This window comes from Bradyrhizobium sp. AUGA SZCCT0169 (genome assembly GCF_018130085.1).
GTDB lineage: Bacteria > Pseudomonadota > Alphaproteobacteria > Rhizobiales > Xanthobacteraceae > Bradyrhizobium.
On sequence record NZ_JAFCMC010000047.1, the window covers coordinates 21,639 to 47,830 of the forward strand.

General features: G+C 58.5%; 26 protein-coding genes and 1 pseudogene. 24 read left to right on the plus strand and 3 right to left on the minus strand.

The features are described 5' to 3' along the window. Positions 1–84 precede the first annotated feature (84 nt). Together JQ609_RS31705 and JQ609_RS35955 are read left to right on the plus strand one after the other, a co-directional pair. Positions 85–531 (plus strand): hypothetical protein, encoded by a 447-nt coding sequence (locus JQ609_RS31705; protein WP_212276592.1) that lies wholly within the window; start codon positions 85–87, stop codon positions 529–531. A gap of 111 nt (positions 532–642) precedes the next feature. Continuing rightward, positions 643–858 carry a hypothetical protein gene (locus tag JQ609_RS35955; protein WP_212276620.1) on the plus strand — a complete coding sequence of 72 codons (216 nt, stop codon included), beginning with the start codon at positions 643–645 and terminating at the stop codon, positions 856–858. A gap of 331 nt (positions 859–1,189) precedes the next feature. Here the strand turns inward: JQ609_RS35955 and JQ609_RS31715 are convergent, their stop codons facing one another. Both JQ609_RS31715 and JQ609_RS31720 read right to left on the minus strand, forming a co-directional pair. Then, positions 1,190–2,524 (minus strand): ERF family protein, encoded by a 1,335-nt coding sequence (locus JQ609_RS31715; RefSeq protein WP_212276593.1) that lies wholly within the window; start codon positions 2,522–2,524, stop codon positions 1,190–1,192. Then, positions 2,508–3,329 carry a YqaJ viral recombinase family protein gene (locus JQ609_RS31720; RefSeq protein ID WP_212276594.1) on the minus strand — a complete coding sequence of 274 codons (822 nt, stop codon included), beginning with the start codon at positions 3,327–3,329 and terminating at the stop codon, positions 2,508–2,510. Before JQ609_RS31720 ends, JQ609_RS31715 begins: the two co-directional genes overlap by 17 nt. Positions 3,330–3,893: 564 nt before the next feature. Here JQ609_RS31720 and JQ609_RS31725 point away from each other — a divergent pair. Beyond that, entirely contained in the window at positions 3,894–4,439 is a 546-nt protein-coding gene (locus JQ609_RS31725; RefSeq protein ID WP_212276595.1) for a J domain-containing protein, read from the plus strand. A 700-nt stretch (positions 4,440–5,139) separates the two neighbouring features. Then, positions 5,140–6,195, plus strand: a complete 1,056-nt coding sequence (locus JQ609_RS31730) for a hypothetical protein (RefSeq protein ID WP_212276596.1) — start codon at positions 5,140–5,142, stop codon at positions 6,193–6,195. 140 nt (positions 6,196–6,335) lie between these two features. Here the strand turns inward: JQ609_RS31730 and JQ609_RS31735 are convergent, their stop codons facing one another. Further along, a complete protein-coding gene (locus JQ609_RS31735) occupies positions 6,336–7,334 on the minus strand; it encodes an acyltransferase (protein WP_249128652.1) in 999 nt (332 codons plus the stop codon). A gap of 120 nt (positions 7,335–7,454) precedes the next feature. Between JQ609_RS31735 and JQ609_RS31740 the strand changes: the two genes are divergently transcribed. The 20 genes and pseudogenes from JQ609_RS31740 (at position 7,455) to JQ609_RS31835 (ending at position 25,719) form a co-directional block, all read left to right on the plus strand. After that, entirely contained in the window at positions 7,455–8,327 is an 873-nt protein-coding gene (locus tag JQ609_RS31740) for a sterol desaturase family protein (protein ID WP_212276597.1), read from the plus strand. Between the two features lie 85 nt (positions 8,328–8,412). Beyond that, positions 8,413–9,156 carry a methyltransferase family protein gene (locus JQ609_RS31745; protein WP_249128654.1) on the plus strand — a complete coding sequence of 248 codons (744 nt, stop codon included), beginning with the start codon at positions 8,413–8,415 and terminating at the stop codon, positions 9,154–9,156. A 202-nt stretch (positions 9,157–9,358) separates the two neighbouring features. Further along, the gene (locus JQ609_RS31750; RefSeq protein ID WP_212276598.1) at positions 9,359–9,550 is read left to right on the plus strand and encodes a Flp family type IVb pilin; all 192 of its coding nucleotides are present in this window, start codon (positions 9,359–9,361) and stop codon (positions 9,548–9,550) included. Positions 9,551–9,762: 212 nt separating this feature from the next. Further along, positions 9,763–10,680 carry a Flp pilus assembly protein CpaB gene (gene cpaB / locus JQ609_RS31755; RefSeq protein ID WP_212276599.1) on the plus strand — a complete coding sequence of 306 codons (918 nt, stop codon included), beginning with the start codon at positions 9,763–9,765 and terminating at the stop codon, positions 10,678–10,680. 183 nt (positions 10,681–10,863) lie between these two features. Beyond that, on the plus strand, positions 10,864–12,318 hold the full coding sequence (locus JQ609_RS31760; protein ID WP_312014920.1) for a type II and III secretion system protein family protein: 1,455 nt from the start codon (positions 10,864–10,866) through the stop codon (positions 12,316–12,318). 12 nt (positions 12,319–12,330) lie between these two features. Beyond that, positions 12,331–12,705: a hypothetical protein gene (locus tag JQ609_RS31765; RefSeq protein ID WP_212276601.1), complete on the plus strand. Its 375-nt coding sequence runs from the start codon at positions 12,331–12,333 to the stop codon at positions 12,703–12,705. 55 nt (positions 12,706–12,760) lie between these two features. After that, the gene (locus JQ609_RS31770) at positions 12,761–13,261 is read left to right on the plus strand and encodes a TadE/TadG family type IV pilus assembly protein (RefSeq protein WP_212276602.1); all 501 of its coding nucleotides are present in this window, start codon (positions 12,761–12,763) and stop codon (positions 13,259–13,261) included. A 10-nt stretch (positions 13,262–13,271) separates the two neighbouring features. Next, positions 13,272–13,937, plus strand: coding sequence for a TadE/TadG family type IV pilus assembly protein (locus tag JQ609_RS31775; protein WP_212276603.1), 666 nt, complete (start codon positions 13,272–13,274; stop codon positions 13,935–13,937). Positions 13,938–13,986: 49 nt separating this feature from the next. Continuing rightward, positions 13,987–15,780, plus strand: coding sequence for a TadE/TadG family type IV pilus assembly protein (locus JQ609_RS31780; protein ID WP_212276604.1), 1,794 nt, complete (start codon positions 13,987–13,989; stop codon positions 15,778–15,780). Between the two features lie 269 nt (positions 15,781–16,049). Beyond that, entirely contained in the window at positions 16,050–17,150 is a 1,101-nt protein-coding gene (locus JQ609_RS31785) for a hypothetical protein (RefSeq protein ID WP_212276605.1), read from the plus strand. Positions 17,151–17,292: 142 nt separating this feature from the next. Beyond that, the gene (locus JQ609_RS31790; protein WP_212276606.1) at positions 17,293–18,684 is read left to right on the plus strand and encodes a CpaF family protein; all 1,392 of its coding nucleotides are present in this window, start codon (positions 17,293–17,295) and stop codon (positions 18,682–18,684) included. A gap of 4 nt (positions 18,685–18,688) precedes the next feature. Continuing rightward, entirely contained in the window at positions 18,689–19,648 is a 960-nt protein-coding gene (locus JQ609_RS31795) for a type II secretion system F family protein (RefSeq protein WP_212276607.1), read from the plus strand. Between the two features lie 2 nt (positions 19,649–19,650). Further along, the gene (locus tag JQ609_RS31800; RefSeq protein ID WP_212276608.1) at positions 19,651–20,577 is read left to right on the plus strand and encodes a type II secretion system F family protein; all 927 of its coding nucleotides are present in this window, start codon (positions 19,651–19,653) and stop codon (positions 20,575–20,577) included. A gap of 166 nt (positions 20,578–20,743) precedes the next feature. Further along, on the plus strand, positions 20,744–21,307 hold the full coding sequence (locus JQ609_RS31805; protein WP_212276609.1) for a tetratricopeptide repeat protein: 564 nt from the start codon (positions 20,744–20,746) through the stop codon (positions 21,305–21,307). Between the two features lie 182 nt (positions 21,308–21,489). Next, the gene (locus JQ609_RS31810; RefSeq protein WP_212276610.1) at positions 21,490–21,972 is read left to right on the plus strand and encodes a hypothetical protein; all 483 of its coding nucleotides are present in this window, start codon (positions 21,490–21,492) and stop codon (positions 21,970–21,972) included. Beyond that, positions 21,969–22,454 (plus strand): prepilin peptidase, encoded by a 486-nt coding sequence (locus JQ609_RS31815; RefSeq protein WP_212276611.1) that lies wholly within the window; start codon positions 21,969–21,971, stop codon positions 22,452–22,454. Before JQ609_RS31810 ends, JQ609_RS31815 begins: the two co-directional genes overlap by 4 nt. Positions 22,455–22,908: 454 nt before the next feature. After that, entirely contained in the window at positions 22,909–23,127 is a 219-nt protein-coding gene (locus tag JQ609_RS31820) for a hypothetical protein (protein WP_212276612.1), read from the plus strand. Between the two features lie 319 nt (positions 23,128–23,446). Further along, the gene (locus tag JQ609_RS31825; RefSeq protein ID WP_212276613.1) at positions 23,447–24,253 is read left to right on the plus strand and encodes a hypothetical protein; all 807 of its coding nucleotides are present in this window, start codon (positions 23,447–23,449) and stop codon (positions 24,251–24,253) included. Between the two features lie 795 nt (positions 24,254–25,048). Beyond that, positions 25,049–25,453 (plus strand): hypothetical protein, encoded by a 405-nt coding sequence (locus tag JQ609_RS31830; RefSeq protein ID WP_212276614.1) that lies wholly within the window; start codon positions 25,049–25,051, stop codon positions 25,451–25,453. A 64-nt stretch (positions 25,454–25,517) separates the two neighbouring features. After that, positions 25,518–25,719 (plus strand): annotated as a pseudogene (locus JQ609_RS31835) (cold-shock protein). The last annotated feature ends 473 nt before the right edge of the window (positions 25,720–26,192 follow it).

The following is a 26,192-nucleotide window of genomic DNA, read 5'->3' on the forward strand; positions in this document are numbered from 1 at the left end:
GATGGGGCGATGCCCGACGATGGTCCTGGAACGTGAGAAAGAGTATGATCAGGGCAGGGTAGGCTTGGCCCGGAGCGTTCATAAATGGCGATCAGGATCGGCGAGGTAAAGTCGTCCAGGCTCTCGGATGACAAGAAGGAAGTCATCGTCGATGGAAGCGGGAAGTACATTGGCGACGTGGAGCTGAAAATCGCGCGCGAGTGCCTGGACGATTTTATCGACGCCCTGGTCAGCGCGCGGGGCACGCTTGGGTCAGTAGCAGGTCCCGGCGCGGGCTCCGCCGTGGTTCCCAAGCTGAGTGCTCGATCGGGGGGCAACCCGAATGAAGTCAGATTTGAAATCCCGAAGACCTTCGCCGTGACGGCGGACACCGAAGGCAGGGGCCTGGTCCTGCTTATTCTCAATCACCGGCTGGAAAACCAGGAAGGCTATGCGCTGTCTCCGGATGCCGCACGACAAGTAGCTGCGGGGCTGACCAAGAGCGCGGATGCATTGCTAGCATCCCCGGTTGCCGGCGAACTAAACAAGTGAGCCCAATACGGATGCGCGTCGAATAATTTGAAGAGTGACCAAGGTCAACTGTTGTACGGTTTTCATCTTAGTGACGCGGTTTCCCGAAAGCTACTTGGGACAAGTGGCACCGTGCAGGAGGGCAAGAAGCTTCTGTATCGCGCCGGCCAGCTCGACTGTGATTTATGCCCGCTCAAACTTCCCAAAAGAGCCATCACGCAAGATCCCGCGCAACATCCAGGAGCATGCCCGCGACGTCGCCCGATCGTCGTTCGTCGGCGCGAGCGCAAGAAGATCGAGATGCGGTTTGCACACATCAAGCGCATCATGAAGCTCGGCAGGCTTTGACTGCGGTCCACTAGGCGCCCAGGATGAGTTCGTTCTGGCCGCCATCGCCCAGAATCTGGGCGGCTCGCATCGCTGGTCGCTCGGCCGCACCCGCTGGGGCTCTGTGTATTGCGTAGCGTCAGAGTTGCGGATCAAAGCCGGTCGCTCATAGTGAAGTGACCGAGCGACACCCATCGGTTACAGCGGACTTGCGCAACAAAATCGGCACTGTTGGACCTCGCGCGAGGTCCGACTTGAGTCCGGAATGCGCACCAAAGCGGACGTCCGCCGACCGCCCTGAATTTACGGACTCACGCTTAGTCCAATCGCTTTCCGCGAACAACAAATAACCCTAGGCCTCGGGCAATTCGCCACGCACGTCACCGTCCGACACGTGTGGGTCAGTCATTCGAGGCATCGGATTCGGAACTAATCGATTATGGCTCTTCGTCCAAAGGTTCTGTGAGACCGCAATCGGGTCGATCGAGACTCTTGACCACCAAGCTCGTTCGTCCCCAAAGCGGTGATTGTCTCGGTGATGGGCGCGGCACAGCGGCACCGTGAATTCGTCACTGACCTTCCGTCCTAGTGCCTGTGGTTGTGCGAACCTCACATGGTGAGCGTCCGCGGGGCTACGTTCGCAGATCAGGCAGGGACGAGATGCTACAAATCTTAGATGGGCCTTGTCGCGGAGGTAGCGCAGTTTGGGGATGGCCAAGGCTCCGCTTTCGACCTTGGTTTCCTCGGCGGAGGTAGTGGGGATATCGCTAACGACGATGCCTTCTTGTGTCACGAACGCAGAAACGGTTTGCTCGGTTGCAGGTTTGATCTTTCGCGGCCGGCCTCTGGGTCGCAGCACCATCTCGGCCGCAGGGTTGGCGGAGGGTTGCACAGGTACCGTCGGATCAGGAGGAACGATCGCAGGTTCAGCCGCCGTGATTGGCTCGGGCAATGCTTCTGTGGGGACGCTCTTGGCCGAGAAGGCGCACTCGACCCGTCGCGCATCATCGGCCGAGAGGCGATTTTTGCTCTTTAGGATGGCTATCGCTCGGGCGGGCAGATCCTCTTCCGAAAGGGTCTCGATTTCTTCGATAAGCTGCGTCGCGGCCAATGCGGACTCAGAGGCTGAAAGCTTTTCCCGTAACGGGATCGTGCCGAAGCCACGGGGTCGCGATTGCTTATCCTGAGCGGACCCCCGCACGATGCCAAGATTGGGCTGGAGGCCGGCATCGACCATTTGATCTTCGGCCCGGATGTTGGCCACATCGGGCGGTGCGTCGAGATCATCCTCCCCGGCAATACCGACCATCGTAAAGAGGGCGTAACGCCGGGCGTAGGTGAGGGCCGCTCCCATGCGGCGAGGTGCGGATGTCTCCGATAGCTGGCAAACCGGCCAGTCTGAGGAGATCCACTCTCCTGACGTATGCAACAACAGGGTTGTCAGGTTGACCACGCTATTGGCCCAGTCGATATCGGTCGTCTGCGTGATGGCAATCTGCTGGCCGCCCAAGGCCCTTCTGACAATGTCCAGACCGCTTGCTAGCGAAGCGTAGCGAAAGGTCTGGGGACTGTCTGATCGGTTGTTGTAGACCGTCCCGATCAATGCCTTCTCTGGATTCGAGAGGTCAATCTGAGCCTTCGCTAACGCGGTGGCGATGGCCGCGACATTCTCACTGGACCGATGCATGGGCGGCCTCCATCTCGACGCGGTCGAAACTAATAGCTCCTGATTTTGACCGTTTCGCTCGGATGCCGTGGCCCATGGCTTCCTTGGCGTCTTCCGGCATCAGACCTTTCAGTTCGCTCTTGGCTCGCTCGTGGTCGGTGTGGGCTTGTTGCGTGTCCCGGAACAGTCCGGCGAATTCCGCCCACGAATTGGAGGCATTCATATCGACCACCCGAACCGCTTGGATCCGTGGCTTCGGCGGCTCGCAATCGAACAATGCGGGAGTTTCGCCGGTCTTGACGGCCTGCCAGAAGGCTTTCTCTGCCGCGATCAGGACCGTCTGGTAGATCGGGTCGGCCTCGATGGTGAGTTCGACCCAATTGCCGCCTCCGGTAATGATCGACAGCACGGAGGTCTTGGTGTTGGCGACCAGCATGTTGTGCTGGAGTTGGGCCATGTGCTTCTCCGCTGCGGCCACCTCTGAAAACGACCAGGGCAGCATGAACTTGGCTTCGAAGACGGCGCCCGTTTCTTTGATGACGCCGTCGAGGGTGGCGGCCATCCAGGGGATTGTCCGGTGAACTACGTGGCGTTGGACTTGGGCAATCCGGTAGCCCGAACTGGACTCGTACCAACGTCGATTGAGGTCCTCGGTTACGAGTCCGAGCTGAACGATCAATTCCCTCGAAAGATCGACCGGAGCGCTCTCACCTCGCTTTTCCTTCCAAAGGCGAACGAGAGCTTTCTCATCTTTGCCCATGATGATCCGGGCGTCGGACCCGCCGATGAAGTGTCGTCTTTGAAAAGTAGGTGCTGCCTGGGACATACGTGACTTCCTCTGAAATAACGATTTTCGTTAGACAGAACGATAATCGTTACTTTGCTCCTCGTCAACGCTATTCGTTCATCTTGTAGAAAATCGTTGCCTGAATTAAATGGAGGGATGACACCAGCCCAATGCCGCGCCGCGCGCGCCCTTATCGAGTTCTCCCAAAGCGAGTTGGCGGCCAGAGCAAAGGTCGGCGAAAGTACCGTCCGAAATTTCGAGGCAAGCAGGAGTATACCTGTGACGAACAACCTCGAAGCGATTCAACAGGCGTTGGAAACCGCCGGCGTCGAGTTTATTGAGGAGAATGGTGGGGGACCGGGCGTTCGTCTGCGGAAGGCACAGAGGCCTGCGCGATCGAAATAGAGCGACTGCGAAGCGCTATCCAACCCCGACGGCTGTTTGTCGCCGGGCGGCAATATTGCAAGCCGTTTAGAGACGTTGCGCGAGTGCTTTACAATCGGCATCGTTGGGCGGCACATGACTAGGCGCCTTACGCCGTTCTCGCTGCGCAATGAGGGGCAAGGTTAAGCGTGCACGCGCACTCACATTCTGGAAACCCCTATGTTCACCGACTATTACGAAATTCTCGAAATCAGCCCGAACGCCAACTCGGAAACGATCGAACGGGTCTTTCGTTTTCTTGCTCTGCGCTACCATCCCGACAATCAGAGTACTGGCGATCTGGCCCGCTTCAGCGAACTGGTGGAGGCCCATAATACGCTCAAGGATCCGGTTAAACGCGCCCAGTACGATATTCAGCACAGGGACCATCTGGGCGTCCGCTGGAAATTGGTCGAAGAAGCCAGCGACACCAAAGGCATCGAACGGGATGTCGTCGTTCAGGAGAAGCTACTGTCGATGCTTTATGTCAAACGCCGGCAAAACATCAACGATCCCGGCATCGGCGAGTTCGAACTTGAACGCCTGTCAGGCTGTCCGCGGGAGCATCTGGAATTTCATCTCTGGTACCTGAGAGCAAAAGGCTGGATCGCAAAACTTGAAAACGGCACGCTCGCGATCACCGTGCAAGGCGTCGATCGCGCCAATTCCGAACATGGTCGTGAGCCCATCACCAGGCTGCTGACGTATCCGGACCCCACGAGCTAAAGGCTTCGTGGGCAAGGCCCGCTCGGCGCGCCCGATCCGTCACTTCGGCACTAAGCTTTCAGGCCGGGTGCGCCACATTCCGTGCGCAGCAAGGCGATAGCCGTTCCGATCCAACCAATCAGTCCACGCTAATGTTCTGCACTTTCATGCGGATGCGCTTCGATCCTCCGCCTTCGCTTCAACCATCGATCGACGGTCAGCACGATGGGGAAAAACTCCAGAAACAAATTGCTGTTCAATGCGGCGGTCTTTCAATCAAGAAATATGAGGGCATCAAACTCAATATTCGGGAGAGTGAAAGCGTGTTCGCAGGAATTTTGCTGCATTGCATCCAGTTCAATGACTGGCGCGTGCCAACTCGTCCGGTCTCGAGGCGGAGTGACGTCGACCACCCTCGCGACGGAGGATGCACGGCGGAAGTTCTGGAGAGAATAGTTCCAGCCTTTGTTTCCGTAAGGCCGTTCAAATTCGTAATGCAGCGATCGTAGGCGCTCACGAAGAGCGCGGACGCATTGCTCACATTCCGGTTGCCGGCGACCTCGTCAATTGACGCCAACACTCATGTGGTTGGATATTGAGCAATACTTGGCCAAAAACGCTCACTCCTAACGCCGATGGACTAGCCATTTGGCGGTCGTAGCAGCATAGCATATCCCGCGGGCGGTGAACCCAATCGATAATCCCTCATCGGAAAAATCTCTTGCGCTCGCCTGAAGCTTGCGGAAAGCTTGGCGCAACGGATCTGGTGAACGCCACGATGTCCTCAGGCAGCGCGATTTTTCTGGGAATGGCGGCCGCCCTTTGTTGGGGCGCGTCGGCCTCGTCAGCGACAATAAAGAGTCTTCCGGGCAAACACGGGGGTGTGACCATCCAGATATCCGGTCGGTTCACAACGGGCGACGCCGATGCATTCATCAGCGAAGTGAAGCAGGCGACCGCTGCAGGCAAGTACATCGAGAACGTTCAGTTAGATTCGGCCGGCGGCAAACTCCTCGAAGGCGTAAAGCTGGCAGGAGCAATTAGGGAAGGGAAGATTTCAACCACGGTCGGGCAGGGGGCGGTTTGCGCATCAGCGTGCTTCCTGGCGTTCGCCGCAGGGGATCCGAAATTCGTAGACCACAGCGCACAGATCGGTGTGCACAAAGCCTCCCATGAAGGCGGCCGGGAGACCGTGCTGTCGGGCGTGGCGACCGTCTCGATGGCCCACTTCGCAAAAGAGCTTGGCGTTCCATCCGCAATCATAACTCGGATGATGATGACGCCGCCGACAAAGATCGTGTGGCTCAGCTCGGGGGATCTTCAGTCCATGGGGGTAAAGATGGCAGGTCCCCCCGCGCAAGCAAGACCGGTTGCAACGGACCAATTGCCGGTCCAGCAAACACCGGCAGAATTCGCGTCGCTGGCGGCGCTGACACCGCAGGCGAGAGCAGCTCCAAAAAGTGCCTCCGCCTGGAATGAATTCATAGACAATGCCGCAAAACTATCAGCGGATCAGAATGAAGGCAATGCGGCTCTTTCCAGGCTTTGTCAGCCCGAGCTTAAAAACTGCGTTTTGGGATTGGCATATTTGCTGGTGGATGGAAGGCAGGGGCTCGCCGTAGTCATACAAGATGCGAACGGCAAAACCGTGCGAAGAGAAGTGTGCGAGTTCAATCGCTCTGACGACGTAAGAATCTGCGTGGATTGGGATTCCGGAGCAAAGCACCGCGACACAAAAAACACGAAGGGCGATTGGATTCAAATCGCTCGAGAATGACCCATGCTCTGTCTGAAGGACCGCCTGCAACCAGCCAACGCTCTTTCCGGCCAATCCCTGGAGCCGCTGCGACGGGGTGGGTACAGGTAACGACGGCAGCCTCGGCGAAGTCGTTCGTTCGGGCGCTGGAATCCCTCGTTTCATTCCATGGCGGCCTTGTTTTTGGTCGGCCCACGCCCCAATCTGCTCAGCATCGGCTTTTCCACCAGTTCGTGGACCCGCCAGGCAAAAAGCACGGATGTAATCAAGCCGATCGCAATGATTGCGTCGGGCGGAATCGGGAATCTTGTCCAAAGCGCTTGCAGCGGCGTAACCATGAAGGTGTGGACCAGATAGAGCGCGTATGAGGCGTCGCCGAGATATGTCCAGACGCTGCGAGCGACCGTGATCTGCATCGTGCCGTAGACAATGATCGTCGCGGGGATTCCGCAAACGACGACCCGGCGCAGATTGTCGTCGCCGCGCAGAAAATCCATAGTGCCCCCAACCGGAGCAAGTCCGAGGACGCCTGCGAGAAGCAGCAGGGCCGCTCCGGCGAAAATGGCCGGGATGCCGACGCCCAGTTTCGGCGCGCGCGCTATCGCGACACCAAACAGAAACTCGATGATGATCGGATTGCCGAGAAACTGAAAGATCGGCCCAAAAGATCGAAGGCAAAAGGCCGCAACGTAAAGGCCTGCCAGCGCCAATACCCACCACCGGTTGAACAGGACCAGTGTTGCCGACGCATAAAACAGCATTTCGAAACTGAGTGTCCATGCCACATCCAGTAGTGGCGCGGTCATCACGTCGGTGGCGGGCCATAGCAGGAATGTTGCCACTAGTTCGCGCCAGCCGAAGCCCGCGGGCGCTGCGACGAGCACGGCGGGGATACAGCACACGAAATAGAGTGGGACGATCCGCCGAATTCGCCGCCACGCGAATTGGGCCGGCGTCAGACCGGGCGCCGTTCTGGCGATGACGACGCCCGAAATAACAAAGAAGATATCGACGCCAGTAAGCCCCAGTCCCGCAATCGGGTACGGAACAAGACCCACGGAGCCGGTGACATCAAAAGCCGTTTGCGCTGCGTGGACGTAGACGACGATCGCTGCGGCGACAAAACGCAAGATTTGTAGCGACCAGATCATCCGAGCCATCGTAGCCGCCATATTGGCCCGCGCAACAACCAAGGCCGCTTGAGCGCGCCGCGCAGGTGATTTGTTGCGTGGCCGAAATGCGTCGGCTCTGATAGGTTAGCCTTCTTTGAGGTTACCGATATGGACCCGCTAGGCCTGAAAGTTATTCTGATCACCTGTCTTGTGTTTGTGCCGCTCGAGCGCCTGTTCGCCTTGCATAAGGAGCAGAAAATTTTTCGGCGGGGCTGGGCGAACGATCTCGTCTTCCTGCTCGTAAACGGCATCTTGATAAAGCTTGGCCTTCTCGCCGTTATCGCGCTGAGCATTTTTGCCGCCGCATCGATCGTCCCCGCGTCCATTCAAGGCACGGTCGGCGGCCTGCCGTACTGGGTTCAAATTCCGCTGGTCATCGTGCTGTCCGATCTGGGATTCTATTGGACCCATCGCATGTTTCATGCGGTTCCCTGGTTGTGGCGGTTCCACGCCATTCATCACAGCATCGAAGAGCTTGATTGGCTGGCGGCAGCGCGGGTTCATCCCGTCGATCAGATAGTGACCAAGGGAGTCTCGCTGGTACCGGTCGTTGCGCTAGGGTTTTCCGAATGGGCGATCGGCGCCTATGCGCTGCTCTATCAGTGGCAGTCGGTTCTGATTCATGCCAATGTCCGCGTCGGATTTGGCCCACTGCGCCAGCTGTTTGCTTCGCCGGAGTTTCATCACTGGCATCACAGCAGCGATATCGAGGCGAGGGACCGGAATTTCGCCGGGCAGCTGTCATGCCTAGATGCGTTGTTCGGGACTTTGCATATGCCCCGGGGGCAAATGCCGACAGCGTATGGGTTGGACCAGCCGATCCCTCACCGCTACGCTTTCCAACTGCTGTACCCATTTCTCTCCGATCAGGTGCGTCAATCGGTGCCGGCGTCAACGGCGACGGACGAGGAGCAGCCGGGGCCCGCCACCCCGGGGTCGGAGCGCGCCAGCGCCGTTCGTCCGCAGTCCGCGCGCGGTTAACCAACCGTTAATTCCGTCTTTGAAGCCGTTCGCCAATAATCTATCGTGGCGGGATGCGGCGGCAGATCAGCGAGGTTCAATCCTTATGGGTGCAGATGAAGCGATGACGGAACGACCGTCTGGCGAGCAGGTGATTGTTAGCTCGCGCGCGGCGTTCGTGCTTGAGTGGGGTGCCCGAGCTGCGATCGTTGCGATATTTACCGCGCTGGCCGCCCTCAACCTGGCAGGTATCTATCATATGGCGCCGCTTGATGGCCCTGAATGGCTGTTAGCGGTTGCTGCACGGTTTGCCAACTTCATGTTTCTGATTTTGGTTGCGGCAACGGCGCTGACTCGGCTGTCGCCGGTACTGAAAGCAAAGGGGATCGAGCCGCGGGTATCGGCGTTGCTAGGCACGTTTATTTCCGCGGGGCTTGTTCTGCTTCCGAAGACGGAACTCGGTCCGGTCTTGTCGATCATATCCACTTTGCTGATCATCACCGGTGCGGTGTTGTCGTTCATCGTGCTTCGATGGCTGGGTAAATCCTTCAGTATCCTGGCGGAAGCGCGGCGGCTGGTTACGACCGGACCCTACAAGGTCGTGCGCCATCCGCTCTACCTCTGCGAGGGAGTTGCACTCCTCGGCGTCGTGCTCCAGGTGATTTCACCGTTAGCAGTTGCGATGACGCTCATCATTGCGCTGATTCAATTTCGGCGCATGATCAACGAGGAAGCTGTTTTGAACTCGGCATTTCCAGAATACCGCGCCTATGCTGCGCGGACTCCTCGCGTGGCGCCTGCACTACTTGCCGGGTTTTATTCAGGTTCAAAATCCGCCGTGAAGGAATGACCGTATTTTTACGGGGCAAATGACCCCTCTACTTACAAAGGGGTAACCCCCAAGCAATTAACGATAAGTCGCCTAAAAATCGCCGCATCATTGACTCGGTCTCTCATTTAACCGAAAATTCATTTTATGGTGGATCGCAAATTTTGTGCCCCATCGCGAACGGGAAAATTGAAAGTAAACATTATTAGGAGGCGTGAAGCAAATGAGTAAATTTCTTGGCACCCTGAAGAATCTTGGCACTCTGAAGAAGCTCGCTAAGGACGAAGAAGGCGCGGCACTCATCGAGTACACCGTGTTGCTCGGCATCATGTTGGTTGCCGTGATTGCGACGATCGTTCTCGTAGGCGGATGGATCGGCACTCAGTGGACGGCCCTTCAAGCCGCGCTGCCATGAGCCGCTCCCGGGCAACCGGGTCGCGCAAGAATACTTCCTAAATCGGTTTTGCAAATTGATTGTTGAACGTCAGCTTCGTGCGCTTCACGAAGCTGACGTATCCTCAGCCGTATACGGCATTCCTCGTTGCTGACCATTTATTCAATCAGACCCCAGCTTGGCTCTGATCAACGTGGGGAATTTGTGCGATGCGCAGAAGCAATTTGATTATCTTGTTCCTCGCGCTGGCGATGGGCCTTGTTGCTGCGCTGATGGCGCGCAGCTGGATCGCGCAGCACGGCTCGCCCCAGGCTGCGTCAGCGACCGGCACCATCGTGGTGGCCACGGCCCCGTTGCCTTTCGGGACCGTTCTGACGCCCGATAACGTCTCGGAGATTCCCTGGACCGAGCCGCAACTGCCCGAAGGCGCATTCGCAACCAAGACGGATCTGTTGAAGGACGGCCGCCGCGTGGTACTGACCGCCATGGAACGCAGCGAAATGATCGTCCGGCCGAAGGTCACCGCGCCCGGCCAGCGTGCATCGCTTTCCGTCCTGCTCGAGGAAGGCCAGCGCGCGGTCACGGTGCGCGTCGACGACATCAGGGGTGTGGCGGGATTCATCCTGCCTGGCGATCGCGTCGACGTCGTGCTGCTTCGCACCGAGACACAGAAGGGCGAGACGGAAAACTCGGCCAATGTCCTGATCGAGTATGTCAAGGTTCTGGCGATCGATCAGCTTGTCAATGAGCGTCAGGATCAGCCGGCTGTGGCTACGGTTGCCAAGGCGGTCACCTTGCAGGTCAGCCCCTCGCAGGCACAGAAGATTCTGCTCGCCGGCAATATCGGAAAGCTATCGCTGGTGCTGCGGCAGCCCGGCGAGGCTCGCCTAGCCGAGAGCGGGCGTATCACCGACAGCGATCTGGGCCCCGGGTTTGCCCGGCGCGAGGCGGCAGCCAAGCTGCTGCCTGTTGCCGAAAAGGTACCAGTGGCCGAAAAAGCGACGTCGCCGCTACTTCAGGCGTTTAAATCGGACACCGTGAAGGTTACCATCTACCATGGGACCGACGAAAAGAAGTACGAGGTGATGCACCAGGCCAAAGAGCAGGCTGCTGTTTCTGAGGCGGACGCGGGTGCAGGACGCCGGAAATAGCGACAAATGGGGGCGGGGAGCATGTTTGGAGTGCGCGGTTCGCGGAAAACCTGCCGAAAGCTGTTCACCCTCGGTGCAATCGTCGCAGCCGCGCTGACATGGAACCATGCCGCCGACCGCGCCGTAGCCGCGGACCGGAAATCGGACGGCGTGTTTATCAGCGAAGTTTCCGACGTGCGCCGGGTGACCGTGATCGTCAACAAGTCGCGCACGTTCAAGGTCGAGCGGCCGTTCGCAACGATTGTCGCCGGCTCGCCTGACATCGCGGACGTGAAGGCATTGGGCGACCGCTCGATTTATATCCTCGGCAAGCAAACCGGAACCACCAACGTCGTCCTGTTCGATGACGCCGCGCGGCAGATCGGGGTCCTCGATGTCCAGGTGACGATCGACACCAGCAATCTGCAGCAGAACATCCAGTCCAGCACCGGCGCCCGCGGTATTCGCGTCTCTGCCGCTGAGGGCCAGGTAGTACTGACCGGAACGGCTGTGGATGCGGTCGCTGCCGAGCGAGCGATGGCCATTGCCACAGGCTCCGTCCCCAAGGGCGCCATCGTGGTCAACGCCATGAATGTGGCGTCGCCGCAGCAGGTGATGCTGGAGGTGCGCTTCCTGGAGGTCAATCGGGAGGCGGGACGCGAGCTGGGGGTCAATCTCGCCGCCGCCAATGCGAACGGCACTAACGTTGGTAACACGGGTCTTGGTGGAGCTACGACGGTCGGGCGGTTTCCCATCGGCGGCATAAATCCCCAAGGCGGGCCGCCTAGGACTGATGTTGGCGCTAATCCTACGGGCAGCCTTCCCCTGCTTGGCACGGTCGGCACGCTTGTAAGCGGAGCGGCTCCGTTCGGCAGCCTCCTCACCAGCGTCTTGAGACTGAATAACGGTATGTCGGTCGACCTGCTGCTGACCGCGCTCGAAACCAAAGGCCTGGTCCGCCGGCTGGCCGAACCGAATCTGATCGCGCTCTCCGGCGACGCGGCGAGATTCCTGGCTGGCGGCGAATTTCCGGTGCCGGTCGCCTCGTCGCCTAACGGCAACTTCCAGACCGTCACCATCGAATTCAAGAAGTTCGGCGTTGAGCTGGGGTTCGTTCCCACCGTGCTATCGCGCGGCGTCATCAATCTGCGGGTCGAACCCTCGGTCAGCGAGCTCGATTTCACCAACGCCGTGACCATTGCCGGCACCACGATCCCGGCGCTCACGCGCCGCGATGCGCGGACCACGGTTGAACTGCGCGACGGCCAGAGTTTTGCCATTGCCGGCCTGCTGCAAACCCGCAATGTGCAGGATGTCTCTCAGTTGCCATGGATCGGCTCCGTTCCGGTGCTCGGGGCCCTGTTTCGCAGCTCATCCTATCAGCAACGCGAGACCGATCTCGTCATCATCGTGACGCCGCGCCTGGTGGCCCCGGCGGCGCCGGGTCAGGTATTGGCTTCGCCGTTGGATTCCCGCTTGCCTGCGAACGATGTCGATTTCTTCCTCAACGGCCAGATGGAAGTGCGCAAGCGCTATAACGATTATGTCGATAGCGGCGGCGATATCAAAGGACCCTACGGGCACATCATCGCTCCCGATGTCCGCGTGTCCGCACCGCCGGTCGCACCCGGCCAGCCCGTCGTCAGGACCCTCAATTAAAGGATCTCGGAAATGACCTGCACAGTGCTACTTGCGGTCTTCACGCTCGGTTCCTGCAACGGATTGGCCGGCCACGACGAGATGGATCGTTACTTCCAGCGCTCCGAGACCATCACCCTGAGTGCGGGCGACGCCAAACAGGCCAACGCCGTAACCCATACCATCCATCCATGGCCGCGCAATGTCGGCGACCGCAGGATCATCACCGACGCTCGCCGCTCAGGCAGCGCGGTCACGCGTTATAGCAACACCCAGAGGCCCGTCGATCAGCTTCCCGATCTGGGGGATCCGACGAAGGCGATGGGTCAGCCGCCCGCAAGCAACCAGAATATCAACATCAGTGGATCCGGGGCAGGGTCTGCTGGGGTATCGGTGCCGATTAAGTAGAGGCTAATAGGGAATTTTTGAGCGCGAGAGTTTTAGTTGAATTTCGAGGCAAGCCATGTTCACGCGATCAGTCGCGTCGGTATGGCGGGATACCGAGGGATCAGTGCTCGTCGAGGCAACGATCCTGATGCCCTTTCTCGTCACACTGATGTTCGGGTTATTTGAGTTTTCCTGGTACTTCCACAAGCAACAGCTCGTGGAGAGTGGCGTACGCGATGCCGCGCGTTATTTGGCTCGAACGGCGCCCGACGACGGTACCGATCCCTGCACGCTCACTACCCCCGTCGACTTCAGGGCGAGAGCACAAAATATCGCGGTAACCGGCGCTGCCACCGGAGGCACGGCGCGCGTGCCCGGCTGGACCACCGGACAAGTGACTATCTCATGCGCCCCGTTCAACAACAGCGGCGGGGCCTATGAGGGTTATTCGACCCTCTACATCATCACCGCCACGACGAATTTCGTCGATCCGGCCCTGGGGTATTTCGGGCTCCTGGGACTCACCACACCGAACCTGTCGGCGTCGCATAGCGAGCGCTCGATCGGTCCGGGTTAGGGGGCCGATCATGGCGAAGAGGCATTTGTGGCGTGACGAGGCGGGCGGGGCGCTTGTGGAAGCGACGGTCCTGATTCCGATCCTGTTCGTGTTCCTGCTCGGATCGGTGGATTTTCTCCACGCCTTCTATCAATGGACCGCGGCCACCAAGGCGATGCAAGTTGGTGCCCGTCTCGCAGCGGTGTCGGATCCGGTCGCTACCGGTATGACCGGCACCACAAATATTGCCAAATCCGCCGTTGATGGCACCACGGTCTTTACCGGAGACCCCATGCCCGATTTCCAGGTGACATGTAACGACGGAGGATCGGGGGGGTGCACCTGCACGCGCGGCACATGCACGGGAATGGGAGCTTACAGTGCAGCGGCGATGAACACGATCCTGTTTGGCCGCGGCAGCACCTCATGCACCGATGCAACGAACTATTACAATGCCGGCATGTGCGACATCTTTCCGAGGCTCACCGCGGCGAATGTCCGGATCGTCTATGACCAGACCGGGCTCGGCTTCGCCGGGCGCGTCGCCGGGCCGGTGCCGACGATCGCCGTGTCGTTGCAGAACCTGACATTTCAATTCTTCTTTTTGAACGGGCTGAGCGGCTTCGCAAATCTCGCCATGCCGGCGTTTACGACGACGTTCACCGGCGAAGCGCTGTCGTCCGCAGCAACTCAATAGAGATTTGGTTCGTATGTAGAGGTCGTATGTAGAGTAAGAGGATTTCCCAATGACAGCCCTGATCATGCGCTTGCGCCGGCTCGTCACCACCTTTCGCGACGATACCCGCGGCGCCATTTTGCCCTATGTGACGATCATGCTGGTCGTCTTCGTCGGCTTCGGCGCGCTGGCGCTGGACGGCGGACGCTATATGAGCATGCAAACCCAGATGCAGGCCGTCGCCGACGGACTTGCTCTCGCCGGTGCGCGCGAACTCAATCAGCGATCCGGCGCGCGCGCGCGTGCCGCCAGCGCGATCGACACTCTCGTCAGCAATGGCCTCACCGGGATGGGCTATAGCGGTGCGATCACCCATGCCGCGCCGGTATTCTACAGCGCGCTGCCGGTCGCGACCGCCGGCTTCACCGGCACGCCGGCGACATCCGACCTCGATGCGAAGTTCGTGGCGGTCACCGTCAACCCGGTAACGGTCCCGACCATCATGCCCATCAGATTCTTTCAGAGTGCCGGCGTGAACAACATCAGCACCGGCGCGCGCGCGATCGCCGGGTTTCTCGGCAGGGCTGTTTGCGACATGCCGCCAGTGTTCATCTGCAACCCTTACGAGACGTCGGGGATGAGCGACAGTGCGGCGACCGCCGCGCTGCGGGCGGCGCTGGACGTCCCGGGGGCGCCGGCGACGAAGCGCATGCTGCGCATGAACATGTCGAAGACCAGCCCTGGCCACTTCGGCTATCTCGTCCCGCCGGATAGCTGCAATGGTGCGAGTTGCCTGAAGGACTGGATCGCCAGAACCCATCCGCCCGCCTGCTATCAGACTCCAGGTGTTGATCTGAACACCGGAAACAAAACCGCCGTCTCGGACGCCTTCAACGTCCGCTTCGACATTTACAGCGGCAGCCTGAATTACAGCGTCGATTATGCTCCTGACGTCAATGTGCGGAAGGGTTATTTGCCCAAAAACGGCAACTGGTGCACCGCCGCAGCTTCATCACCCGTCTACCATACGACCGACTATCCTGATTCGACCAACCCGCGTCCGCCGATCATCGAGACGACAGGAACGACCACGACGAGTGGTAACGCGACAGAGAAGAAGACGATCACGTCAGTACCGGCCGCGGATGTCAGCAATGCATTCACGACCGGAGGGAATAACGACGACAAGCAGATGGTTTCCGGTGCCAATATCCAACCCAATACAGACATTGATGGCCCTGGGAGCGCTCCAACAACGTCTTTGCTGATGTCGAAAGTAGCAGCGACGGCGGGGAGCGCACCCTTGACCATTAAATGGAAAACCAGCGGCTTTCCGCAAGACAAAAGCTGGACCGGGATTTGCGCCGATGGCAGTTGTATTGAGGGAGACGGCAACTGGGACTGCACAAATTACTGGAAGCTGAACCATCCTGCTCAGGTTGGGAATCCCCCGCCCGGCTGCTACACCACCCCGCCCACGACCAGCCGTTACGATGTCTACAACTATGAAATCGCGAACAACCTCGTCGGCGACTGGTCGGGGAACGGTCTGCCGAATACGGGCGGAGGAACCCAGGGCAATGGCGAATCGGGAGCGCCTTATTGTGCCGGCCCCAATAACGGCGTCGCCAAGCGTCGCATCATTCACGCCGCGATCATCAATTGCCTGGCGCACAGCGGCCTGATTACCGGCGGCTCCACGGCTAACAATATTCCGGTCGCCGACTTCGGTAAGTTTTTTATGACACAGCCGGTAGACGCGACAGCTGCCGACGGCGCTGGCGTTCTCTACGGCGAAATGTCCGGCCTCGTCGGCTCGCTGGATGAGGTCAGGATCATGAACCAAGTGCAACTGTACCGATAGACTCACGGACCCTCTAACGGCCCGACATTCTCAGTGAATGGCTTTAACGCTAATTGCCTCTGCCGCGACCACGGCCTCGATTTTGCTTGCTGCGATGATGATTGTGAGGGACGATATTTGTCGAGCGTTTTTGCTTGATGTGCGCGCCACACAGGCGCTGGTGCTTTGGCGGCGTTATTGGAACAATGAGAATATTTCTGTTCAATGCGGATGTCGATTCGAACCAGTCGAAAGACCTCGAACGACGCATCAGGACGAAACTGCCGGAAATGCAGTCCGTGGCCCGGATGGAAGAGATCACCAGGGCCTTGCCGAAGACCGCGGGAGGTGACACTGCGCTTGCGTGCATCCTGTTTCCGGTCGTCTTGAGCGCGCCGGGGTCGTTCGATCGGATGGTCTCGATCGCGACGGAATACCGGGACTCGCTGTTTTTCATCTTCATCAGCGACGACATCCCGGCCAGCGACTACAAGCGCCTGGTGCAAACCGGCGGGGCCGATTGGGCCTCGACGCGGGGCGCGCCGGAAGAAATCGTCGATATTATCGCGCGGGTTGGCAGGGGTGTCAGCACTGCCGATGTCGGCGAGCCGACGCTGACAGAGCCGGTCATGGTGGCGTTCTTACCGAGCGCCGGTGGCGTGGGAAACAGCACGCTGGCTATCGAGGTCGGCATTCAGATCAAGACCACCAAGCGAACGCGGAGTCGCCGCGTCTGCCTGCTCGATCTCGATTTTCAGGGCAGCCATGTCTGCGATTATCTCGACATCGAGCCGCGCATGCAGATCGACGAGATCGCCGCCAACCCGGAGCGGCTGGACGCGCAATTGTTTGATCTTTTCGTCAGCCACCACAAGAGCGGACTGGACGTTCTTGCTGCGCCGCGAAACAAGGATAATGCACCCGATCTCGATGCTCAGACACTCGAGGTGCTGTTCCGGATGATCGCTGCGCGGTACGATCTGATTTTGCTAGACCTGCCGGTGCCGTGGTTCAATTGGACTCGGCAACTGCTGTCGGCAGTGGAGGTCGTCTTTGTCTCTGGGCTGAACACCATTCCGGGCCTGCGCCAGGTGGCGCAGTCGCTGACTGCTGTGAGGGCAGTGGAGCGTGTCCCCGCAAAGGTCGCCGTCGTGCTCAACCGGTGTGAGTACCGCTTGGTCGGGGGGATCGCGCGGCGAAAGCACGTGAAAAATCTGCTTGGCTCCGAGGAAGTGTTCTATGTGCGCGACGATGTCGAAAATGCCGTGCAAAGTGTCAATACGGGAATACCTATATCTGTCCAGGGACATGGAAAGGTAAGCAAGGATATCGCGCCGATTACGCTGCTTGCCTCCGAGGCCAAGCCGGTCCCTGCAGCAGTTCCACGATAGGAGCAGGAGTTCCCGCTGCGGACGCCAGCCGGCGCGTTTACCTCATTTCATTGAGTTACGTGACATCGGCGTAGTGATTGGGTAACGTAAATATTAATATTGCCGACTTGTTAGCGTCACAGCGTCAGTCGCGAGTATTTGGATGAGTAACTTTTTTTCTACGGGCACCGCCGCGCGCGAGCGCTCTAATTTGAGCACGCGTGTTAGCGCTCCGCCTCCTGTGCAGCAGGACGAACGGCTTTATCACGAGCTGATCGCGCAACGCCCCGCCCTGCTGGATGAAAAGGTCAAGCTCCACGCAAAAATCATCGACGAATTCAATCTGGCTGTGCTGGAAAGGATGCCGCGCGAAGAGCTGGTCAAAGAGCTCCGCGTGTATGTCGGCGAATACGTTCGGACCGAGAAGATCCCGCTCAATCAGCGCGAGATGCAGGCTTTTGTCGAAGATCTCGTCGACGAGATGATTGGATTCGGCCCGATCGAGCCGTTGCTCAAGGATCCCACGATCACCGACATTCTGATCAACACGCACAAGAAATGCTTCGTCGAACGGTTCGGCAAGCTCGAGGAGACCACGGTTCATTTCAAGGACGAGGGTCACCTGCTTCGCATCGTTCACAAGATCGTCGCCGCAGTCGGCCGCCGCGTGGACGAGTCTTCCCCGACGGTCGACGCCCGCTTGCCCGACGGGTCACGCGTCAACGTCGCAATCCGGCCGATTGCCGTCGACGGCCCTCTGGTGTCGATCCGCAAGTTCTCCAAACGACCGTTCTCAATGGATCGTTTGATCGAACTGGGCGCGCTGCGAATTCCGATCGCGGAGGTATTGCAAGCCGCGGTTCATGGCCGAATTTCGATGATCATCTCCGGCGGCACGGGCAGCGGCAAAACGACATTGCTCAATGCCCTGTCTAGCCACATTCCAGCCGATGAGCGCATCATTACGATTGAAGACGCCGCGGAATTGCAGTTGCAACTGCCGCACGTAGGCCGGCTCGAAACCCGCCCCGCCAATGCCGAAGGAAAGGGCGAACTGCGTCAGCGCGAATTGGTGAAGAATGCTCTGCGCATGCGGCCCGACCGCATCATCATCGGTGAGTGTCGTGGCGAAGAAGCCTTCGACATGCTGCAGGCGATGAATACCGGCCACGAAGGATCGATGACAACAGTTCATGCCAATACCCCGCGGGACGCGGTCAAGCGCCTGGAGCAGATGGTTGGCATGGCCGGCGCATCGATGACGATAGCGAGCGTCAGGAACCAGATCGCTTCGGCGGTGCGGATCATCGTCCAGTTGCAGCGATTGCCGGATGGCAGCCGTCGCGTCACCAGCGTGAGTGAAATCACCGGCATGGAAGGCGAAGTCCTGCAGATGCAGGAACTGTACAAGTACGTCAAGGAATCCACCGACGAGCGCGGCATGATCCGGGGAAGTTTCCGAGCCACCGGCATTCGACCGACGTTCCTTGCCGATCTGAAACACGCCGGCATCGATCTGCCTGCAACTTACTTCGATCCAACTCGGCCTTTGTAGCGACATGGTCAACAACGAACTTTGGATCATCTACGCCCTCGTGTTCGGGGCGGCGCTGCTTGGCTTCCAGGCACTCTATTGGCTGGTGTTCCGGTCACGTGCGGAACGAAAAATCATCAACCGCCGTCTGGCGCTGAGCAGCGAGCTTTCTGACCCGGTCGCAGTACTGGACGTGCTCCGTCGCGAAAGAGGACTTGGCAACCTCGGCAATGTGCCGGGATTGCAGTGGCTCGATGAACTGGTGATGCAAACCGGATGGAAGGTCAATCCGGTCCGTATTTTTGTTTGGATTGCGGTGCTGAGCGGTGTGTTTTACTTGCCGTTGGCCTTCTGGCTTAAGCTCGGCCCGCTGGCGATCGTCATGGCTGTTGCTGCCGGGTTGCTGACCGGCTATCTGATTCTAAGAAGGGCGCGGGCGCGCAGGATCGGCCGGTTCAGCGAACAGCTTCCCGAGGCGCTGGATATTGTCGTTCGCGGCCTCCGCGCCGGGCATCCATTCCGTGTCGCGCTCGGGCTCGTGGCGCGCGAACTGCCCGATCCGATAGGGACCGAATTCGGCATTCTGATCGACGAAATCAGTCTCGGTGCTGATCAGCAGGTTGCCGTCGATCACCTCGCGGCGCGCGTCGGCCAGGAGGATCTCACTTTCGTTTCCATCGCCATCAATATCCAGAGTCAGACTGGCGGTAATCTCGCAGAGATACTGCAAGGCCTCTCACGCGTGTTGCGCAACCGCTCGAAATTGCGGCTGAAAGTCCGGGCGCTGACCTCGGAGGGCAGGTTGTCGGGTATTTTCATGACAGCGATGCCGTTTATCCTCTTCGTGATCGTAAGCCTGATCAGTCCGAATTATTTCGCAGAGGTGAGAGATCATGCTCTGGTCGTGCCCGCGGTGGTGGCCGGTCTGATGCTGTTGGGAATTGGAAATTTCGTGATCTTCCGGATGGTCAACTTCAAGTTTTGAACATGGTCGAAGTCTCACCAGTTCTGATCGCTTTCATGGCCTTTGCGGCTGTGAGCGGCCTGGTATTCGTCGCTGGCCAATATCTGGTGAGGGAAATCAAGGTTCAGCAACGGATAGCTGCGCCGCTGCGCGAGCGCGACTCGAGCTCCAAGCTCCTCGAAGGCCTTAATTCGATCGTTGTAAAATATTTCGACGAGAAGAGGTTCAAGGTCGATGGACCCGTACGATCCAAGCTGCGCCAGGAGTTGCTTCGGGCAGGGTTCTTCCACGCCAACGCAATAAACTACTACATCTTCTGGCGGATTGGTCTCGTCATTGCTTTGCCGCTGCTCGGTTATGCGATCGCAGTGATCCTGCTGTCTGGCTATGGTCCGCTCGCCAAGCTCGGGCTTGTGGTGCTTATGGTGGTGCTCGCCATTCTGGGTCCGGATGCCTACATCGCCCGGCGCCAGCGGGTCCTGACCGATGAATATGCGACCGCGTTTCCTGATCTGCTGGATCTGATGGTTGTCTGCGTCGATGCCGGTCTTGGTCTCGAGGCCGCACTCGATCGGATCAGCGGAGAGATCATCAAGAAGAGTCGCGCGCTCGGCATGAACCTGCTGCTGCTGGGTGCAGAGACCCGCGCCGGCCGCAGCACGATCGATGCGCTCGCGTCCTTCGCGGATCGTCTGGGCCTCGATGAAGCGCGTGCGTTTGTGGGCACGCTCCGGCAATCGATCGAGCTGGGCAGCGACGTCGGCGATGCGCTCCGTGTGTTCGGCGACGAGATGCGGGACAAACGCCTGTTACGCGCCGAGGAGCAGGCCAACAAGCTGCCGGTAAAAATGGTAATTCCGTTGGGAACCTGCATTTTTCCGGTAATTCTCTTGGTTATCTTGCTTCCGGTCATGGTTAAGTTGATGACCGTATTTCGAACAGTGCAGTGAACTCGTGCCTGGGGGCCAGGGTGGGGGGATCGGGTCATGTGGCGCCTTTTCTAATGCCGACCTGTTGCTGGCTGGTAACAGGTCTTAAGGCCTGCTCATGGTAAAGCTGGCGGACGATATTTCGAACGCGGGGTAGTAGCCCCGGGCGGGGCGGGGGATAACGGGTATGCGGCGCCTTCCTTTATCGCTGGTATGCGTCTGGCTGGCGACAGCATTGACGGCCTGCGAAACCGTACGTGAGACCGCTGTCGAGGCACCGCCGACGGTGCGGGACGCCTCCGTCGTGGCGCCAGCGATCCCGGCGGGGCCGGACCCCGTGCAGGAACCCACCGACGTCAAGTACTACGCCTCTGACGAACCGTTGCGTATGGGCCTGGAGCACTTCAACCGCGGTAGCTACGGTATCGCTCAGCGCTATTTCAAGGACGCGGTCGAAAAGGCGCCGAAGGATGTCACCGCATGGGTCGGGCTGGGCGCGAGCTATGACCGGTTGCGGCGGTTCGACCTTGCCGATCAGGCTTATGCGCAGGCGATCCGCCTGGGGGGCGAAACCGTTCAGATCCTCAACAATCAAGGATACTCTTATATGCTGCGCGGGGACCTGAGCCGGGCGCGCAGGAAGTTCGCCAAGGCGTACGAGCTGGACCCTGGCAATCCCACGATCGCCAACAACCTCCAGTTGCTTAATGGCAGTCGAAAATTCATCGAAAGATCGCCGAACGCTCTCTAAGCAGAAAATTGATCGACAGACCGCCGAATCAACTTTAAGCGTCTGACACTCCAAGCATCTGAAAAGTAATAGTTTGCGTCGAGTCGAAGGGCCAGCACGGTTTCCCTCGCTATCTCGACTTGGCTCTCCGCTGGGTTGGAACCTTTAAGACAAGGTAAACTTTTCTGGCGTAGGTCTTTCGCATGAGCCGGCTTTTCAAATTGCAGTTTCTTGGGCCCTTGGCGCTGTTTCTCGCCACCCTGAGTGCTGAGCTTGCGGTCCGGGCGCTGGCTTATGCGCCCAGCTCCGAGCTGCTCTGGTTCGTCAATCTCAAGATGTTCGGGATCTTCCAGCGCAGCTATTACGTGCTGAGCGATGTTGTTAGCATACAGAGCTTTCAGCTCATCGGTATCGCGCTGCCGATATTCCTGCTGGCATGTTATGGGCTTGCCGCAAGGCGCAGACTTCCGTTGGCGGTGGCGAGTAACCTCGGCCTCGGATATGCGGCTCTGCTTCTTCTGTGCTGGCAAAGCCCCGGGGCGCCTACCACCCAGGCCTCCCTGGGCTCTATCGCGGTGCCGTCAGGGGCAGGTTTCTATGTGCTGGCCGGCATCCTCGGTACCTCGTTGCTGTCGTTCGCAGTTTCGCATCTGCTTTACCTGCGCGCCGCGCGTTCGGAAATTTGACGGCTTTTCCCCCGATTTGGGCCTATTTCGTTCTGGTCGTCACCAGCGCCCTGCTGTTTTGGGCCGCATGGACAGACTTGCGGGAATACAAGATCCGCAACGAACTGATCCTCGCTCTCGCAGCGCTGTTTGTGCTCTACACGGCGCTGACAGGTCACTGGGCTGATTTAAAGTGGAACGTTCCATTCGCCGCTTTGATGTTCGCGCTCCTGCTGGCGTTTTACAGCCGGCGCTGGATGGGCGGCGGCGACGTGAAAATCCTGGCGGTCGCGTTTCTATGGACCGGTTTGTCCGGCGCGCTGCCGTTTGCAATTCTGCTCGCGCTCTTCAGCACCGCCCACAGCTTGGCCGCGAAGCTCGGTTGGGTAAAAAGTCAAGTCGCCGCCGGCGGTCGCCGGCGCATTCCGTTCGCGCCGTCTGTGGCAGCGGCACTGATCTGCATATTTATGCTGCAGTCTCTGCCACTTGGAATCGTTCCTTAACATGCCGTGGGTTTCGCTTAGCCCGGACCGGCTGCTCTTACAAGATCAGTTGCTGCGTCAGCAAATTGGTTCTCGATATAAGCGGTTCGGGCGCGATCGCTAGTGGCTTCAAACCCGTCCTGGACCACGAATGGAGCTCGCGGTGTTGGACGCGGCAGAGTGGGACGGTGAATTCGTCGCAAACCTTCTGGGCCAGCCCGCGGGGCTGGCAAAAGGTGATGGGGATCGTGGGGCCGCCGCCCGCACACCAGGCAGGGCTGCCTCACGACGAAATGCAAGGTGCTGCTTGTCGCGCAGCCGTAGGGGCTCCGGCAGGGCCAACACACTTTGTCGATGCGAGAGCGGAAAACGCGTTCGTTCGCCGCCGGCGGGCCCGTTGGCTGGCGAGAGGTACTGATCAGGTGTCTGTAGCCAGTCGAGCTGGGCCCTAATTGGTATTATGATGGCGCTTATCATGGCTGCCTATGTCGTTGCCCTGGACTGCTACCTGTTTCGACATCTGCTGTCTGCTGAACATACGAAATTTCTGCAGACGTCGTCCCTGCCAACACGCATGACCTATTTCATGTTGCGCGCGTTCAACGAAAAAGTAATTTATCGACCGTTTGTTTTCTCCCGCCTGCTTTATCTGATTTCTTTGCGGGCGGTCCGAAAAGAAGTTCTCCATCATTGATAGTCACCGCGGTGGGAGTGGCGCAATTGGTCAATCGACATTAACACGTTCGCCATTTCTTCAGAACAGATTTCATTTCTATCGCTTACTTACGATCTGTTGCGCTACGTTGTACCGGGCCTTTTTAAGGCTTGGCTTTTCTGGCGATTTGGTTTTCTTACCGCTGAGGTGGCGTCTGTTGGTTGTCACATCTTTCTTCAGCCGGCTTTTGGAATTCTTCTTTAGCGTGGCGATCCTACGCTCCCTAATGAACCGGCCTTCTGAAGGTTGCCATGAAAATGGTTTTTCACAAATGCGAATACATTGTTAGGAACGAGATTTGGCAAAGAAACCGTTTCGCCCCCCCAGCGCCTACAAGCATGGTGGCTTTTCCAAAACTGTCTTGTTTCCGTGGGAGGATGCTGACGAATTCGACGCCTTGCACCGCAGCCTCAGGGAGGAGTGGGATCCGACGGGCGCGCTTGAGGAAGATGCTGTCTATACTATCCTGACATGCATTTGGCGGAAGCGTCGGATCCGCGATAAACGCAACCTAGATACGTTAGCGGCTTTGCAACACAAAGAATTAGAACTGCTGTCCGAAATGCCTCGCCCGTTTTTCGATACCAAGCAAGAGGGCAGCATATACGCTTTGAAGCATAGGCCGAAATCTGATGGTCGCCCGCGCTACGATGGCAAAGTTCAACATCTCGTTGGCTTTAGTTCTTCATTGTATGGAACGTTAGACGAAAGATTGCTCGAACTGAAGATAAGCATGGTTGGCGACGAGTTCTCGAACCATTTGAAGCGTGAGGTACCAAAGGAGAAATATTCAACAACCCCAGAATGGGTCCGGGCAGTAAAGCGCGAAGTAGACGACGTATTGCTGCCTCGCGCGCGCGCTGAGATGGATAGTCCCGATTATCTCGCCGCTAAGGCTGCAGAGTTTATGACGACTGATCTAATAATCGAAGACATCGCTCTGGAAGAGCGGTTGGACGCGATGGTCGATCGCGCGATGCGTAGGCTCGCTCAAATGAAGTTCATGAAGCAAGTCACGGGATCCAGCGAGAAGCAGTTGAAGAACGCCCCTACGCTACAGATCGAGGCTCCCAAAAAGTCAAAACGGCAAAAAGGCAAAAAGTAGTGAATGCTCGCATAAAGTGTAAATTGTGCGAATTGAAACGGCTAACTATCTGAAAACAGAGGATATTTTCGTAGACGTGACACGGTCACGCGGTTTCGAAGCCGGCTCGCGCCTCATCGAAGCATGATGCGTAGCCGCTGCGGGTGTGGCCACGATGTGATGACGAATAGAAAATGCAGTCCCATCGCCATCGCTTGGCTTTGACCGGCTCGTGCCGACCTGAACGTCACCATAAAAGACGTGCCAGCAGTCAGACCGTTCGGGCTGAGGGCGGCGGGTTTGTCATGACCCATTGAGGCGCGGTCTTAGCAGCTAGGCAACGGCCCCAGCACTATGGCGGTTGGAGCGTCAGATTAAGCAGCCGGACGAGGGGCGAGCCTTGGACCGGAAGGCCGACAACTGAGGCGGTCTTACGTCAAGCCCCAATATACCATCATGCCAACCCCAACGAGGGCGGCAACAAGCAGACCGACTTCAAAGTATCGGTTGGTTCCCCGATCATCGCGGATCATCGGCTGCACCGTCCAACCGCCACCGGCGTTTTAGGGTTGATGGAGGCGTGATTTATAAAACCCCGCGCTCTGCGGGAGCGCGCATCCGAAAGCTACCAGCCGGTTCCCTTGCGGAAAAGGCGATTCGGGAAAACCTGGTAATACTACCGGTGTTGCGTACTTAGCACACCAGCCTCAAAAGTGTTCGCCCGTCGGGTGTAAGTTCACAATTCGGCAGACCTGGCGGAGAGCGCGAGATAGCTTTTGCTTCTTACAAAACTTCCGTTGCGTCTCGGGGCGTGTGGTGAGTTTTCAAATTACAGTATTGAAGGTATTAGCCGGTCACCCGGGCGGACGCGCCTCACTCGCCGAGCTCACGCGCGCGGTCGCCATTCTAATGTCGAGCGGACGGGACTGGACCGACCGAACAAAACGCCTTGCTGCGCGCGCCCCAGGCCTCGAAATATTCAGTCAATCATTCGTCCTGCGCGATGATGCGGGCTGGCAAATCACCGATGCCGGTCGAGTGTTTCTCGCTTCGGTCGAAACCCCGATCCAGGTGACGGCGGATAACGAACAGCCGACAGAAGCCGCTGTTGCCATGCCGGTATCGCCGCAGGCGTTGACGCCGGTTAGGCTAGTTGTCGTAAACCGGCGCGGCCGACGTCGTCGGGCGCGGGACCGGATGCGGCCTTCCGCGGTTGCTTAGTTTCTTGCAGCGCGCCACAACCAATCTAGGTTTGTCGCCATTGGTTCAAACGGGGAGTGCGGACGTGGCCACTGGTACTGTGAAGTGGTTCAACTCGGCCAAGGGTTATGGGTTTATTCCGCCGGACAACGGCGGCAAGGATGTCTTCGTGCACATCTCGGCTGTGGAGCGAGCCGGTTTAAGCAGCCTCAACGAGGGCAAAGGTTAGCTACGAGGAAACCGAAAACCGCGGCAAAACATCCGCGGAAAACCTAAGAGTCGGTTAGCGAAAGAGGCCGCCACTGAGGCGGCGACGCGCTAGCTCCGCAAATGGCGGAACCTGGCATGCCTTCAGGATAGCCTCCGCGGCTCGTTGATAGGCGGTCACGTCGTCTTCTGTGCTGGGTGTCTGAACGCTCGATGACGCCGAATCCTGACGACCTGTCGATTTAGACGCAGTCGGCATTTGCTGATTTGCTTCGATAAGCTGTGGCGGGATTGGAAAAACGACGTAGGTGATCCACGCAGCTACGGCAGCGGCGCCTAGGGTGAGGAACGGTAAGCGTCTCTGCAGCGGTTAGCGTGTTCATCGCCGGTCACCTGGCTCCTTTATCGCTCTGGCTCGGCGCGACTGACATTCGCTCCCATCGATCGAAGATCTGCAAGAGTAAGCCATTCCACTTCGCCGGGCGGCGTGTTCACCATGCGGCGAATGATCGGCGAGGGAACATCAAAGCCTTCGCAATTCCTGCCATCGACG